16 protein-coding genes are annotated in these 15,051 nt (G+C 67.5%); 14 read left to right on the top strand and 2 right to left on the bottom strand.

Features of this window, described 5'->3' with window-relative positions:
- Positions 1–32: 32 nt before the first annotated feature.
- From ACN20X_RS20410 to ACN20X_RS20345, 14 genes are all read left to right on the top strand, one after another.
- The gene (locus ACN20X_RS20410) at positions 33–905 is read left to right on the top strand and encodes an amidohydrolase family protein (RefSeq protein WP_016454679.1); all 873 of its coding nucleotides are present in this window, start codon (positions 33–35) and stop codon (positions 903–905) included.
- Complete coding sequence (locus ACN20X_RS20405) at positions 902–1,903, top strand: tripartite tricarboxylate transporter substrate binding protein (RefSeq protein ID WP_016450437.1); 1,002 nt, start codon at positions 902–904, stop codon at positions 1,901–1,903. Before ACN20X_RS20410 ends, ACN20X_RS20405 begins: the two co-directional genes overlap by 4 nt.
- A gap of 183 nt (positions 1,904–2,086) precedes the next feature.
- Entirely contained in the window at positions 2,087–2,602 is a 516-nt protein-coding gene (locus ACN20X_RS20400; RefSeq protein WP_016450436.1) for a hypothetical protein, read from the top strand.
- 180 nt (positions 2,603–2,782) lie between these two features.
- Positions 2,783–3,907 (top strand): 4-oxalomesaconate tautomerase, encoded by a 1,125-nt coding sequence (locus ACN20X_RS20395; protein WP_016450435.1) that lies wholly within the window; start codon positions 2,783–2,785, stop codon positions 3,905–3,907.
- Between the two features lie 101 nt (positions 3,908–4,008).
- Entirely contained in the window at positions 4,009–5,385 is a 1,377-nt protein-coding gene (locus ACN20X_RS20390) for an MFS transporter (protein ID WP_047219549.1), read from the top strand.
- A gap of 37 nt (positions 5,386–5,422) precedes the next feature.
- Complete coding sequence (locus tag ACN20X_RS20385; RefSeq protein WP_016454681.1) at positions 5,423–6,451, top strand: amidohydrolase family protein; 1,029 nt, start codon at positions 5,423–5,425, stop codon at positions 6,449–6,451.
- A 32-nt stretch (positions 6,452–6,483) separates the two neighbouring features.
- Positions 6,484–7,167: a 4-carboxy-4-hydroxy-2-oxoadipate aldolase/oxaloacetate decarboxylase gene (gene ligK, locus ACN20X_RS20380; RefSeq protein ID WP_012206250.1), complete on the top strand. Its 684-nt coding sequence runs from the start codon at positions 6,484–6,486 to the stop codon at positions 7,165–7,167.
- Positions 7,168–7,177: 10 nt separating this feature from the next.
- Positions 7,178–8,095, top strand: coding sequence for an amidohydrolase family protein (locus ACN20X_RS20375; RefSeq protein ID WP_016450432.1), 918 nt, complete (start codon positions 7,178–7,180; stop codon positions 8,093–8,095).
- 48 nt (positions 8,096–8,143) lie between these two features.
- Positions 8,144–8,602 carry a protocatechuate 4,5-dioxygenase subunit alpha gene (gene ligA / locus ACN20X_RS20370; protein ID WP_016450431.1) on the top strand — a complete coding sequence of 153 codons (459 nt, stop codon included), beginning with the start codon at positions 8,144–8,146 and terminating at the stop codon, positions 8,600–8,602.
- Position 8,603: 1 nt separating this feature from the next.
- Entirely contained in the window at positions 8,604–9,473 is an 870-nt protein-coding gene (locus ACN20X_RS20365; protein WP_047472058.1) for a class III extradiol dioxygenase subunit beta, read from the top strand.
- Between the two features lie 82 nt (positions 9,474–9,555).
- Positions 9,556–10,515 carry a Gfo/Idh/MocA family oxidoreductase gene (locus ACN20X_RS20360; protein ID WP_016450429.1) on the top strand — a complete coding sequence of 320 codons (960 nt, stop codon included), beginning with the start codon at positions 9,556–9,558 and terminating at the stop codon, positions 10,513–10,515.
- A gap of 167 nt (positions 10,516–10,682) precedes the next feature.
- Positions 10,683–11,567 carry a 4-hydroxyphenylpyruvate dioxygenase gene (locus ACN20X_RS20355; RefSeq protein WP_034366790.1) on the top strand — a complete coding sequence of 295 codons (885 nt, stop codon included), beginning with the start codon at positions 10,683–10,685 and terminating at the stop codon, positions 11,565–11,567.
- Positions 11,568–11,632: 65 nt separating this feature from the next.
- Positions 11,633–12,529, top strand: a complete 897-nt coding sequence (locus tag ACN20X_RS20350) for a sugar phosphate isomerase/epimerase family protein (protein WP_473209821.1) — start codon at positions 11,633–11,635, stop codon at positions 12,527–12,529.
- 74 nt (positions 12,530–12,603) lie between these two features.
- Positions 12,604–13,629 carry an aldo/keto reductase gene (locus tag ACN20X_RS20345; RefSeq protein WP_016450426.1) on the top strand — a complete coding sequence of 342 codons (1,026 nt, stop codon included), beginning with the start codon at positions 12,604–12,606 and terminating at the stop codon, positions 13,627–13,629.
- Between the two features lie 16 nt (positions 13,630–13,645).
- On the opposite strand, the gene ACN20X_RS20340 is transcribed toward ACN20X_RS20345, so the two are convergent.
- Both ACN20X_RS20340 and ACN20X_RS20335 read right to left on the bottom strand, forming a co-directional pair.
- Positions 13,646–14,083 carry a nuclear transport factor 2 family protein gene (locus tag ACN20X_RS20340; protein WP_227472658.1) on the bottom strand — a complete coding sequence of 146 codons (438 nt, stop codon included), beginning with the start codon at positions 14,081–14,083 and terminating at the stop codon, positions 13,646–13,648.
- Positions 14,084–14,100: 17 nt separating this feature from the next.
- Entirely contained in the window at positions 14,101–14,871 is a 771-nt protein-coding gene (locus ACN20X_RS20335) for an IclR family transcriptional regulator domain-containing protein (RefSeq protein ID WP_012206241.1), read from the bottom strand.
- Positions 14,872–15,051: the final 180 nt, after the last annotated feature.

Raw genomic sequence — 15,051 nt, 5'->3', positions numbered from 1 at the left:
TGTGCCGCGCCACCCGCAAGGAGTTTTTCCCCGTGTCTGCCCTGCCCAGGTTCGCCATTGCTTCCAGCGTCGATACCCATGCCCATGTCTTCGAGCGCGGCCTGCCCATGCCCGATGTGCGCCGCTACGCGCCCGACGCAGATGCGTCCCTGGCCACGTATCTGCAGCACCTGGACACGCACGGCCTGGCCTATGGCGTGCTCGTGCAGCCCAGCTTCCTGGGCACGGACAACCGCTACATGCTCCAGGCCCTGCGCGCCCGGCCGCAGCGCCTGCGCGGCGTGGCCGTGGTCGATGACAACACGGGCGAGGACCACCTGCAGGCCCTGGCCGATGCCGGCGTGGTGGGCATGCGCCTGAACCTGATCGGCCTGCCTTTGCCTGATCTGAATGCGCCCGGTTGGCGCCGCGTGCTGGAGCAGGCCAACACCCTGGGCTGGCATGTGGAGCTGCACCTGCAGGCCGGGCGCTTGCCTGACCTGCTGCCCACCCTGCTGGCCGCCGGCTGCCGCGTGGTGGTCGACCACTTCGGGCGTCCTGACCCGGCCCTGGGCGTGCGCGACCCTGGCTTTGGCTATCTGCTGCAGCAGGCCGGCAGCGGCCGTGTGTGGGTCAAGCTGTCCGCGCCCTACCGCATCTGGCCCGCCGCCGACTGCGCCGCCTCGGGGCGGCAGGCCACCGCGCAGTTGCTGCAGGCCTTTGCGGCCGAGCGATTGCTCTGGGGCAGCGACTGGCCGCACACCCAGCACGCGGGCCAGGCCAGCTATCCGGCGGCCGTGCGCTGGATGCACGACTGGCTGGACCCGCTGGACGATGCCGCCTCGCTGCAGGCCGTGCTGGGCCGCAGCGCCGTCGAGCTGTTCCGATTTCCGAGCCCGATTCAAACCCAAGGAGACACACCATGAAATCCCTGTCCAGACGCACCGCCGGCCTGTGGGCGGCCGCAGGCCTGATCTCGGCCGTTGCCGGCATGGCCGCGCCAGCCGCTGCGGCTGCAGCGGCCAACTACCCCGAGCGCCCCGTCACCCTGGTCGTGACCTATCCGCCGGGCGGCACCGTCGATGTGGTGGCGCGCCTGATCGGCCCCCGTCTGTCTGCCGAGCTGGGCCAGCCCGTGGTGATCGAGAACCGGGGCGGGGCAGGCGGCATGATCGGCGGCGCCCAGGTGGCCAAGGCCCAGCCCGACGGCTACACGCTGATGCTCGATGCCTCCAACCACGCGCAGAATCCCGCCATCCACGCGCGCATGCAGTTCGATACGCTCAAGGCCTTCGCGCCGGTCTCGCTGCTGCTGCGCGTGCCCAATGTGCTGGTGGTGGCGCCATCGTCCCCCATCAAGAGCGTGCAGGACCTGATCCAGGCCGGCCGCTCCGAGGCGGGCGGGCATCTGTACTTTGCGTCGGCAGGCCCGGGCTCGGCCCAGCACCTGGCGGGCGAGCTGTTCAACCTGCTGGCCAGGACGCAGCTGCACCATGTGGCCTACAAGGGCGGCGGCCCGGCCATGATGGACGTGATGTCGGGCCAGGTGCCGCTGATGTTTGCCAGCATGGGCTCGGCCTGGCAGCACGTGAAGACCGGCAAGCTGCGCGCGGTGGCCGTGGGCGGGCTGGAGCGCTCCAAGGCCGCCCCCGAGCTGCCGACCATTGCCGAGTCGGGCGTGCCCGGCTACGAGACCTACGAGTGGAACGCCATCTTTGCGCCGGCCGGCACGCCGCCCGCCATCGTGAACCGGCTGTCCACGGTGCTGGCCAAGGTGCTGCGCGAGCCTGCCATCGTGGAGCGGCTCGCTGGCATAGGTGCCGAGCCCATAGGCTCCACGCCGGCCGAGCTGGAGACATTCCGCCGCGCCGAGATCGCCAAATGGCAGAAGGTGGTGAAGGATTCGCGGCTCAAGCTGGACTGAGCGCGTGCAGGCCAGCAAGCGGACCATTGCGGTCTGCTGTACACCGCAGGCAGCCCTGGCGCGTTGAGCAGGAACGGGCGCTGGCTTGAACGGGTTCTTACACCTTTTCAGGCGCAACGGCCCATGCGGCCCCAGGCGCTTGGTAGAAACGGGGCCTTTCCTGTTTCACCCCTTCAAAAAAACATGGCCATGCTCACCTTGCGATCCACCTTGCGCGCCGCGGCCGCCCTTGCGCTGGCCTGCTCGGCCCTTGCGGCCCAGGCGCAGACCTATATCAGCGGCTCGGTCTCGGGCCAGTTGGCTCCGGGTGTCTACGGCACCGTGGACATAGGCAATGCCCCGCCTCCGCCGCTGCTGTACCAGCGGCCCGTCATCATCGCGCCGGCGCCCATGGCCCCGCCGCCGGTCTACATGTGGGTGCCGCCCGGCCATGCCAAGCACTGGGGCAAGCACTGCGCACGCTACGGTGCCTGCGGCCGCCCGGTGTACTTCCTGCGCAATCCGCCGCCGCACTGGCGCGCCGGGCCGCCGCGCCACGATCCTCGCTGGCGCGAGGAGCGCCGCCACCGCGAATGGGAGCACCGCCGCGATGACCGCCGCTGGGACCGCCACGACCGCCACGATCGGCATGACCGCCACGACGACCACCGCGGCCGCGGGCATGGCCATGATCGCGGCCGGGGCCATGACCGCGATTGAGCGGCACTGCGCCCCAATAAGTTGTATCAAGCAGTTGCGGCGCCCCGGCGTCGCAGCCTGCGGCCCAGGCTTGGTGTTGAGCTATGCCGGTTTGCTATAGCTGCTAGCGGGCTTGCCCAGTAGTGCCTGGCCCGCGCCATGCTCACAATAGCTGTCATACCCATACTGATAGAGACAGCCATGCAAACGGCCATTCCCTGCCTGCTGATGCGGGGCGGTACTTCCAAGGGCCCTTTCTTCCGGGCCAGCGATCTTCCCTCCGACCTGCCCACGCGCGACCGCGTGCTGCTGGCGGCCATGGGATCGCCCGACAGGCGCCAGATCGACGGCGTGGGTGGCGCGCATCCGCTGACCAGCAAGGTCGGCATCGTCAGCCTCTCCGACAAGGAGGGCATAGACCTCGAATTCCTCTTCGCCCAGCTGCAGCCCGACAAGGACACGGTGGACACCACGCCCAACTGCGGCAACATGCTGGCCGGCGTGGTTCCCTTTGCGCTGGAGACCGGCATGGTGCAGCCGCGTGGCGAGACCAGCACCTTCCGCGTGCTGACACTCAACACCGGCATGGCGGCCGACATCACGGTGCAGACGCCCGGCGGCCAGGTCGAGTACGAAGGCTCGGCCCGCATCGACGGCGCGCCCGGCAGCTCGGCACCCATCGAAATCAGTTTCCTGGACACGGCCGGCTCGGTCTGCTCTGGCCTGCTGCCCACGGGCAAGCCCCGGGACACGGTCACGGTGACGGGCGAGGGGTTCGAGCCCTTCACGCTTGACGTCACCTGCATAGACAACGGCATGCCGCTGGTGATCTTCAAGGCGTCCGATGTGGGTGCCACCGGGCAGGAGACCGTGGCCGAGCTCAACGCCGACACCGACCTCAAGCGCCGCATCGAGGCGCTGCGCCTGCAGATCTCGCAGACCATGGGCCTGGGCGATGTCTCGGCCAAGAACTACCCCAAGATGACGCTGATCGCGCCGCCCCAGCATGGCGGCGCGCTGACCACGCGCAGCTTCATCCCCCATGTCTGCCATGACGCCATCGGCGTGCTGGCGGCCGTCACCGTGGGCACGGCGGTGAAGATGCCGGGCACCGTGTGCGAGGGCGTGGCACAGCTGCAGCAGGGCACGGGTCCGCTCACCGTCTCGGTGGAGCATCCCACGGGCGAGTTCAGCGTCACGCTGGACAGCGACCCGGCCCATCCCGACGTGGTGACCAAGGCGGCCCTGCTGCGCACGGCGCGCCTGCTGATGCGTGGCGAGGTCATGGTGCCGCGCTCGGTCTGGGACGGCCGCAGGCAGGACTGAAGAAACAGCGCAGGGGCTTGCCGGCCTCTGCGGTGCAAGGGGCGGGCCGCGCGCGCAGATGCGGTATCCGCCAGGCTGAGAGACAGTGGAAGAGACAAGTCATGACATCCGTCCAGAAGGACGCCGCAGCAACCGGCGTCAATGTGCAGACCCTGCTCAACGAGCACCCGTTTTCGGGATTCCAGTGGGTGATCTTTGCGCTGTGTTTCCTGATCGTTCTGCTCGATGGCTTTGATACGGCGGCCATCGGCTATATCGCGCCCTCGCTGATCACCGAATGGGGCGTGAGCAAGCCCGCGCTGGCGCCCGTGCTCAGCGCTGCGCTGTTCGGCCTGGCCGCAGGCGCGATCTTCTCGGGCCCGCTGGCCGACCGCCTGGGCCGCAAGACCGTGCTCGTGGGCTCGGTCGCGGTGTTTGCCGTGGCCTGCCTGGGTTCCGGCTTTTCCCCCGACATCTGGACCCTGGCCGTGCTGCGCTTCGTCACCGGCCTGGGCCTGGGCGCCGCCATGCCCAATGCCGTCACGCTGATGAGCGAGTACTGCCCTGATTCGCGCCGTGCCACGCTGACCAACGCCATGTTCTGCGGATTTCCGCTGGGCGCGGCCTTCGGCGGCTTTCTGGCGGCCTGGATGATCCCGCATTTCGGCTGGCGCAGCGTGCTCATCCTGGGCGGTGCCGCGCCGCTGCTGCTGCTGGTGGCCCTGGTCGTGCTGCTGCCTGAATCCGTGCGCCACATGGTGGCCAACAACTACCCGGCCGAGCGCATCCGCAAGGTGCTGGCGCGCATTGCCGGTGATGCCGTGCAGGGCGTGCAGCGTTTCGTGCTGACCGAGGCCAGGCCCGAGGCCCAGGCCGGCAGCGGCATGGGCGTGGTGCTGTCGCGCCAGTACCGCGTGGGCTCGGTGATGCTGTGGATCGCCTACTTCATGGGCCTGGTCATCTTCTACGCGCTGATGAACTGGATGCCCGTGCTGTTCAAGGAAGCGGGCCTGGACCCCAAGACCGGCACCCTGGTGGCGGCGCTGTTCCCGCTGGGCGGCGTGGGCGCCGTGCTGTTCGGCTGGCTCATGGACCGCTTCAATGCCAACCGCATCATCGCCATCGGCTATGCGCTGACGGCGGCCTCCATCTGGTGGATAGGCCAGACGGCCGGCCACCTGGGCTGGCTGGTGGTGGCCGTCTTCCTGGCCGGCACCATCATGAACACCGCCCAGTCGTCCATGCCGGCGCTGGCCGCCGCCTTCTATCCGACACGCGGCCGCGCCACGGGCGTGGCCTGGATGCTGGGCATCGGGCGCTTCGGCGGCATCGCGGGCTCCTTCCTGGTGGCCGAGCTGTCGGCGCGCCACATGGCCTTCAGCGAGATCTTTGCCGTGGTGGCCATTCCTGGCGTGATCGCCATGGCCGCCCTCATCATCAAGCAGTACAGCAGTCCCGAGCCGCAGGGCGGCGCGGTGCCTGCCACGCCCCTTCATTGACACATTTCCACCCCATAAAGACGCAGGAGACCCTCCGATGATCATCGACGTACACGGCCACTACACCACCGCGCCCGCGGCCCTGGGCGCCTGGCGCGACCTGCAGATCGCGGGACTCAAGGACCCGTCCAAGGCCCCGCGGGCCAGCGAGCTGAAGATCAGCGACGACGAGATCCGCGAGACCATCGAGACCAACCAGCTCAAGCTGATGAAGCAGCGCGGCTCCGATCTCACCATCTTCAGCCCGCGCGCCAGCTTCATGGCGCACCACATCGGCGACTTCGAGACATCGAGCACCTGGGCCGCCATCTGCAACGAGCTGTGCTACCGCGTCAGCCAGCTGTTCCCCGATCACTTCATCCCGGCCGCCATGCTGCCGCAGTCGCCCGGGGTGGACCCCAAGACCTGCATTCCCGAGCTGGTCAAGTGCGTGGAGCAGTACGGCAACGTGGGCATCAACCTGAACCCCGATCCGTCAGGCGGCCACTGGACCTCGCCCCCGCTGTCGGACCGCTCCTGGTACCCCATCTACGAAAAGATGGTGGAGTACGACATCCCGGCCATGGTCCACGTCTCCACCAGCTGCAACGCGTGCTTCCACACCACGGGCGCCCACTATCTGAATGCCGACACCACGGCCTTCATGCAGTGCCTGACCAGCGACCTGTTCAAGGACTTCCCCACGCTCAAGTTCCTGATCCCCCATGGCGGCGGTGCCGTGCCCTACCACTGGGGCCGTTTCCGCGGCCTGGCGCAGGAACTCAAGAAGCCGCTGCTGGACGAGCACCTGCTCAACAACATCTTCTTCGACACCTGCGTCTACCACCAGCCGGGCATCGACCTGCTGACCAAGGTGATCCCGGTCAAGAACATCCTGTTCGCCAGCGAGATGATCGGTGCCGTGCGCGGCATCGATCCGACCACGGGCCACTACTACGACGACACCAAGCGCTACATCGAGGCCACGGCCAACCTCACCGAAGAAGAGCGCTACCAGGTCTACGAAGGCAACGCGCGCCGCGTGTTCCCGCGCCTGGACGCCGCCCTCAAGCAAAAGGGCCTGTAAGCAGGCCGCCACCACAGATCAAGGAGAACACCATGTACGAACTCGGTGTGGTTTACCGCAACATCCAGCGCGCCGACCGCGCGGCCGCCGACGGCCTGGCCGCCCTGGGCTCGGCCACCGTCCACGAGGCCATGGGCCGCGTGGGCCTGCTCAAGCCCTATATGCGTCCCATCTACGCGGGCCAGCAGGTCTCGGGCACGGCCGTCACCGTGCTGCTGCAGCCCGGCGACAACTGGATGATGCATGTGGCCGCAGAGCAGATCCAGCCCGGCGACATCGTGGTCGCGGCCGTGACCTCGGAATGCACGGACGGCTACTTCGGCGACCTGCTGGCCACCAGCTTCCAGGCGCGCGGCGCGCGTGCACTGATCATCGATGCCGGCGTGCGCGACGTGAAGACGCTGCAGGAAATGAACTTCCCCGTGTGGAGCCGCGCCATCTCCTCCAAGGGCACGATCAAGGCCACGCTGGGCTCGGTCAACATCCCCGTGGTCTGCGCAGGCATGTGGGTCACGCCCGGCGACGTGATCGTGGCCGACGATGACGGCGTGGTCTGCGTGCCCGCCGCCAAGGCCGCCGAAACCCTGGCTGCCGCGCAAAAGCGCGAGAGCTTCGAGGGCGAGAAGCGCGCCAAGCTGGCTTCCGGCGTGCTGGGCCTGGACATGTACAAGATGCGCGAGCCGCTCGAAAAGGCCGGCCTTCGTTACATCGATTGAAGGAGGGAATATGAGCGCTTTTGAAAAGACCCCCGGCTGGCTGGACTGGTACGCCGGCCCCTCCAAGCCCAAGTTCCAGGTGCCCGCAGGCGCTGTCGATGCCCACTGCCACGTCTTCGGCCCCGGCGATGAATTCCCGTTCGCGCCCGAGCGCAAGTACACGCCCTGCGATGCCAGCAAGCAGCAGCTGTTCGCGCTGCGCGACCACCTGGGCTTTGCGCGCAACGTCATCGTGCAGGCCACCTGCCACGGCGCCGACAACCGCGCCATGGTCGATGCCTGCAAGGCCGCCAACGGCAAGGCGCGCGGCGTGGCCACGGTGCGCCGTAGCGTGACCGACGAGGAACTGCAGGAACTGCACGCCGCCGGCGTGCGCGGCGTGCGCTTCAACTTCGTCAAGCGCCTGGTGGACTTCACGCCCAAGGACGAGCTGATGGAGATCGCGGGCCGCATCGCCAAGCTCGGCTGGCATGTGGTCATCTACTTCGAGGCCGTGGACCTGCCCGAGCTGTGGGATTTCTTCACCAGCCTGCCCACCACCGTGGTCGTGGACCACATGGGCCGCCCCGACGTGAGCAAGCCCGTGGACGGGCCCGAGTTCGAGCTGTTCCTCAAGTTCATGCGCGAGCACCAGAACGTCTGGAGCAAGGTCAGCTGCCCCGAGCGCCTGTCCGTCACCGGCCCCAAGGCGCTGGACGGCGAGCAAAATGCCTACCGTGACGTGGTGCCCTTCGCCCGCCGCGTGGTCGAGGAATTCCCCGACCGCGTGCTGTGGGGAACCGACTGGCCCCACCCCAATCTGAAGGACCACATGCCCGACGACGGTCTGCTGGTCGATTTCATCCCGCACATTGCACCGACTGCCGAGCTGCAGAAGAAGCTGCTGGTCGACAACCCCATGCGTCTGTACTGGCCCGAAGAAGCCTGATGGCGACCATGTCCGGCCTGGGTGCCGGACATATTCAAGGAGATATCCATGGCATTGGACAAACCCTATCTGGACGTGCCCGGCACCATCATTTTTGATGCCGAGCAGTCCCGCAAAGGCTACTGGCTCAACCAGTTCTGCATGTCGCTGATGAAGGCCGAGAACCGCGAGCGCTTCAAGGCCGACGAGCGTGCCTACCTGGACGAATGGGCCATGAGCGAGGAGCAGAAGCAGGCCGTCCTGGCCCGCGATCTGAACTGGTGCATGCGCACGGGCGGCAACATCTACTTCCTGGCCAAGATCGGCGCCACGGATGGCAAGAGCTTCCAGCAAATGGCCGGCTCCATGACCGGCATGTCGGAAGAGGAATACCGCAACATGATGGTGAGCGGAGGCCGTTCGGCCGAAGGCAACCGCCGCGTGGGCGAGGAGGGCGATGCCCAGGCCCACCGCCAGCCGCAGGGCAAGGCCGGCAGCGTGGACAAGAACAACAAGGAAGGCAACTGAAATGGCGCGCATCACCGCATCCGTCTACACCTCGCATGTGCCCGCCATCGGCGCGGCCATGGACCTGGGCAAGGTGGGCGACCCCTATTGGCAGCCGCTGTTCAAGGGCTTCGAGCACTCGCGCCAATGGCTCAAGGACAACAAGCCCGACGTGATCTTCCTGGTCTACAACGACCACGCGACCGCGTTCAGCCTGGACTTCATCCCGACGTTTGCCATCGGCACGGCCGCGGAATACCAGCCCGCCGACGAAGGCTGGGGCCCGCGCCCCGTGCCCAAGGTCATCGGCCATCCGGAACTGGCCAGCCACATTGCGCAGTCGGTGATCCAGCAGGACTTCGACCTGACCATCGTCAACAAGATGGACGTGGACCACGGCCTGACCGTGCCGCTGTCGCTGATGTGCGGCGAGCAGGACGCGCGCACGGGCGCCTGGCCCTGCCCGGTGATTCCGTTTGCCGTCAACGTGGTGCAGTACCCCGTGCCGTCGGGCCAGCGCTGCTTCAACCTGGGCCGCGCCATCCGCCGCGCCGTGGAAAGCTTCGACGAAGACCTGAACGTGCAGATCTGGGGCACGGGCGGCATGAGCCACCAGCTGCAGGGCGCGCGTGCGGGCCTGATCAACAAGGAGTGGGACAACCGCTTCCTGGACCTGCTGATCGAGAACCCTGCCGGCCTGGCCAAGATGCCGCATATCGACTACGTGCGCGAGGCCGGCTCCGAAGGCATCGAGCTGGTGATGTGGCTGATCGCGCGCGGCGCCATGGCCGATGTGGACGGCCCCGCGCCGCTGCCCAAGGTCAACCACCGCTTCTACCATGTGCCGGCATCGAACACCGCTGTCGGACATCTCATCCTGGAGAACGGCTGAGGCCCCCACGTTCATCACTGCGTGTATTCACTGCCCCCCGAGGGGGCCTTCGCCTCCTTGAGGCGGCTCTACGGAGACTCATATGAGCAACAAGACCATCAAAGTCGCCCTGGCGGGCGCCGGTGCCTTCGGCATCAAGCATCTGGACGGCATCAAGAACATCGACGGCGTGGAAGTCGTCTCCCTGGTGGGCCGCGAGCTGGCCAAGACCCAGGAAGTGGCCGACAAGTACGGCATCCAGCATGTGACCACCGAGCTGGCCGACAGCCTGGCCCTGCCCGAGGTGGATGCCGTCATCCTGTGCACGCCCACGCAGATGCACGCCGCCCAGGCCATCGAATGCCTGAAGGCCGGCAAGCATGTGCAGGTGGAGATCCCGCTGGCAGACAGCCTCAAGGACGCCCAGGCCGTGGCCGATCTGCAAAAGCAGACCGGCCTGGTGGCCATGTGCGGCCACACGCGCCGCTTCAACCCCAGCCACCAGTGGGTGCACAAGAAGATCGCGGCCGGCGAGTTCAACATCCAGCAGATGGATGTGCAGACCTACTTCTTCCGCCGCACCAACATGAACGCGCTGGGCCAGGCCCGCAGCTGGACCGACCACCTGCTGTGGCACCACGCTGCCCACACCGTGGACCTGTTCGCCTACCAGGCCGGCAGCCCCATCGTGAAGGCCAACGCCGTGCAAGGCCCCATCCACCCGGAACTGGGCATTGCCATGGACATGAGCATCCAGCTCAAGGCCGCCAATGGCGCCATCTGCACGCTGAGCCTGTCGTTCAACAACGACGGCCCGCTGGGCACCTTCTTCCGCTACATCGGTGACACCGGTACCTATATCGCGCGCTATGACGACCTCGTCAACGGCAAGGAAGAGAAGATCGACGTTTCCAAGGTCGACGTGTCCATGAACGGCATCGAGCTGCAGGACCGCGAGTTCTTCGCCGCCATCCGCGAAGGCCGCGAGCCCAATTCCAGCGTGGCCCAGGTGCTGCCCTGCTATCAGGTCCTGCACGATCTGGAAAAACAGCTCACCCCCTGAGCCGCTTCGCGTCTTCCCCCTGAAAGGGGGACGACACCCTCGGTGCGGGGCGGCCCTTCCTCGGTGTCTCTGAGTTGGGCCGCGCCAGTTTTACGCGTATTTGATCGTAGGAGAGCGATGCCACTTGGGCGTGGCACGACGATCATGTTTCCACCCGGAGTACCGCAATGACCGATTCCTCCTCCAGCAGCCGGGAAGACGTGCCCGAGGCGTCCAATCGCCTCGGGATCGACGGCATAGAGTTCATCGAGTACACGACCAGCCAGCCCCAGGCCCTGGGCCAGGTGCTGGAGGGGCTGGGCTTTCGCCCCGTGGCGCGGCACCGCTCGCGCGAGGTGACGCTGTACCGGCAGGGGGACATGAACCTGGTGGTCAATGCGGGCGCTGCCGATGCGCTGGCCCATGCCGCCTCGGACGGGCAGCCCGTCATCTCGGCCGTGGCGCTGCGCGTGCAGGATGCCCTGCAGGCGCATACGCGCTGCATCGAGCTGGGAGCCTGGGCGGCGCCCAGCCAGGCCCAGGCGATGGAGCTGCATATTCCGGCCATCCACGGCCCGGGTGGCAGCCGCTTCTACTTTGTCGATCGATGGCAGGAGTTCTCCATCTATGACATCGATTTCAAGCCCGTTGCCGGGGCCGATCCCCATCCGCCGGCGCTGGCCGGCCTGGGCTATTTCGGCGTGGTCCAGTACATAGGGCGTGGCCGCAGCGCCGACTGGATCACCTACTTCGAACGCATGTTCGACTTCCACCTGCTGCCCGATGCGCAGCGCTTCGGCATCCTGCCCAAGGGCAAGCTCATGCGCAGTCCCTGCAAGCGCTTCCTGTGGCAGCTCATCGAGCCCGATCCGGGCCTGGAGTGGGACGACATGCCCGAGCGCCTGCAGCGCATCGGCCTGGGCACCACCGACGTGCCTGCTGCCGTGCAGGCCTTGCGCCAGCGCGGCGTGGAGTTCGTGGAATCGAGCCGCCTGCACCCCGATGACCGCGGCGCGCTCACGCGCAACGCCATGGGTACCGTGGTGTTCGAGCTGGTGCACCGCGACGCCTAGCGCAAAGCCTGGCGCGCCGCCGTCCGATTCAACCGCCGATACACACAACGATCCTGGAGGGCAACATGGGCTTGCTGGACAGCTATGGCATGGACACCATCACTCTGAATGGCTCGCTGGAGGCCAAGCTCGACGCCATCCGGCGCGCGGGCTTCACCCAGGTCATGCTCAGCGCGCGCGACCTGGCCGGCCACCCCGGCGGCGTCAAGGCGGCGGCGGCGGCGGTGCGCGCCAGCGGCCTGCGGCCCACGGGCTTTCAGGTGCTGCGCGACTTCGAGGGCCTGTCCGACCATCTGCACCACTACAAGGTGGACATCGCCAAATCCATGCTGGAGATGTGCGCCGAGATCGGCAGCCCCGTGCTGCTGGCCTGCTCGTCCACCTCGCGCCATGCCACGGGCGATCTCGACGTGATTGCGCGCGACCTGCGCAAGCTGGCCATGCTCGGCATTCCGCTGGGCGTGAAGATCGCCTACGAGGGCCTGTCCTGGGGCCGCAACGTCAACGAATTCACCACCAGCTGGGACGTGGTCTGCCGTGCCGACACGTCCAACCTGGGCATCGGGCTGGACTCCTTCCACATCCTGGCCGCCAAGACGCCGCTGGATGCGCTGGAGCTGATCGACCGCGACAAGATCTTCCTGGTGCAGCTGTCCGACTTCATGTGGCATGACGCGCCCACCTTCGAGGAACGCATGGCCACGGCGCGCACCTTCCGCGTGTTTCCGGGCGAGGGCGTGCACAGCGAGCGCCTGGCCGACCTGGTGCTGCGCCTGGACCGCCTGGGCTACCGTGGCGACTACAGCTTCGAGGTCTTCAACGACGACTACCAGCAACTGCCGCTGGACACCGTGGCCGAGCGCGCGCGCCGCAGCGCGCAGTGGCTCAACGACGACGTGCTGCACCGGCCCGTGCCGCTGCCGGCCTGGGCGCGCACGGGCGTGCGGGGCGCTGCGGTTTGACGGCAAAATCGTTGTGCGAATGCACTGCAAGGGAGCGCCGGCCGCTCCCTTTCTTCTTTTCCCTGTGAGCCACCATGACCAACCTGTCCACACGAAACCTGGGTCCCTTCTCCGTCAGCGCCGTCGGCCTGGGCTGCATGAACCTCAGCCACGCCTATGGCCATCCGCCGTCGCCCGAGCAGGGCAGGGCCGTGCTGCATGCGGCGCTGGACGCCGGTGTCACGCTGTTCGACACGGCGGCGCTGTATGGCTTCGGCGCCAATGAATCCCTGGTCGGCCCCGTGCTCAAGTCCCACCGCAACCACATCACCCTGGCCAGCAAATGCGGCATGGCCGGCGTGCGCGGCGATGACGGCGTGGTGCGCCGCGTGATCGATGGCCACCCCAGGACCCTGCGCCGCAATTGCGAAGACAGCCTGCAGCGCCTGGGCACCGATGTCATCGACCTCTACTACCTGCACCGCTGGGACCGCCGCGTGCCCATCGAGGAATCGGTGGGCGAGATGTCGCGCCTGGTGGAAGAGGGCAAGGTGCGCGCCCTGGGCCTGTCCGAGATCGGCGCCGACGCGCTGCGCCGCGCCCATGCCACCTTCCCCATCGCCGCGCTGCAAAGCGAGTATTCGCTGTGGTCGCGCAATGCCGAGCTGGGCACGCTGCAGGCCTGCAAGGAACTGGGCATTGCCTACGTGGCCTTCAGCCCGCTGGGCCGCGCCTTCCTCACCGGCAAGCTCCAGGAGGTCCAGGGCCTGGTCAAGGGCGATATCCGCGCCGCCATGCCGCGCTTCGCGCCCGAGGCCTATGCGAAGAACCTGCAGCTGCTCGCGCCCATGCAGTCCATTGCCGAGCGCGCCGACTGCACGCTGGCCGAGCTGGCCATCGCCTGGGTGCTGCACCAGGGCGAGCATGTGATTGCCCTGCCGGGCACCACCAGCGTGGACCACCTGCACGAAGACCTGCGCGGCGGCGCCGTGCGCCTGGATGCGGCCCTGCTGGCCGAACTGGACGACCTCTTCAAGCCCGAGCGCATCCAGGGCGACCGCTATGCCGTGGCCTCGCAGCGCGAGGTGGATACGGAAAAGTACGCGTTCGAGACCGTCTGAACACGCCGCAGGCCGCTCATGGCATGGATGCGGCCAGGTCGAATGGCGCCGTGGGCGTGCCCTGGTGGAAGCGCATCTGCCAGCCCCGCACCGTGCGCAGCCAGACCGAGGAGCGCAGCGTATGCCGGCCGGCCGTTCCATCCTCGGCCACGCTGGCCGAGCGGTAGGTCAGCAGCGCGCTGTCCGGTCCCAGGCGCGCCAGCGCAAAGCCGCCTGACACCAGCCGGGCAGGGGCCTGTGCTGGCAAGGCGTCCGCCAGGCTGTCCACGGTGGCGGCCCGGTCGTGCATGCCGCCCGATCGGCCGAATTCCAGGAAGTCTTCATGCAGCAGCGCCTGCAGCTGGCCTGCGTCCGATCGCACCTGCGGATCGTGCAGCCGCACTTCCAGTGCCTGCAGATGCTGCAGCAGATGGTCGTCGCCGCCATGCATGTCCAGGCCAGGAAGTTGCGCCATGGCCGTGTTGTTCACCATCAGATCAGATCCCGCATGGCCTGCGCCGTCTCGCGCAGCATGGGCAGCACGCGCGCCACGGCGTCCTTGCCGGTTTCGCGGCCCATGGGCATGGTGATGTTGAGGGCGCCGGCCAGCGCGCCGTGGCGGTCGCGCAGCGGCACGGCAATGCCGCGCGAGTCCAGGTTCAGCTGCTGCTCGCACAGGGCCCAGTCCTGGGTGCGGATCAAGGCCAGCTCGCGGCGCATTTCGGCGGGGCAGGTGATGGTGTGCGAGGTGAAGACCGTCAGCGCGCGGTTGTCCAGCCAGTGCTCCAGCTCGGCGTCGCTGCGCATGGACAGCATCAGCATGCCGGCCGCCGTGACCTGGGCCGGCACGCGCGCGCCCAGCACATAGCCGGTGTTCATGTTGCGGTTGGGTCCGTTGCGCGCGATGTAGACCACCTCGTCGTCGTCCAGCACAGCCAGGTAGGCGGTTTCATGGGTGCCGGCGGCCACGCGCTGCAGGAACGGCTGGACGATGCGCGGCAGCCGCGCCGACTCCAGGTACGACTGCCCCAGCCGCAGCACGCGCGGCGTGAGCCAGAACAGCTTGCCGTCCCCCGCCACGTAGCCCATGTGCTGCAGCGTCAGCAGGTAGCGCCGCGCGGCGGTGCGCGTCATGCCCGTGCGCTGGCCGGCCTCGGCGGCCGTCATGCGCGGGTGGGCGTCGTCAAAGGCTTCGATGATCGATACGCCGCGTTCCAGTCCGGCAATCCAGTCGCGCTGGGCGAGGGTGGAAGGTGTTGTCATGACGGTTTTGATTTTTCCGTATTAACCCTGGGTGCGTGCGATTATCGAACAGCGCGGTGCGATCAGCGCACATGCCTTTCGAAATTGGCTTGGGCCCATCCATAGGCGGGAACTACATTTTTTACATCCCGCCGGCCTGGCCGCAAGCATCGGGCAGGGGCCTTTTCTACATGGAGGAGA

It is taken from the genome of Delftia sp. PX-1 (genome assembly GCF_055797465.1).
The sequence above is the reverse complement of the archived record's forward strand: the minus strand, read 5'-3'. Positions and strand labels throughout refer to the sequence as shown.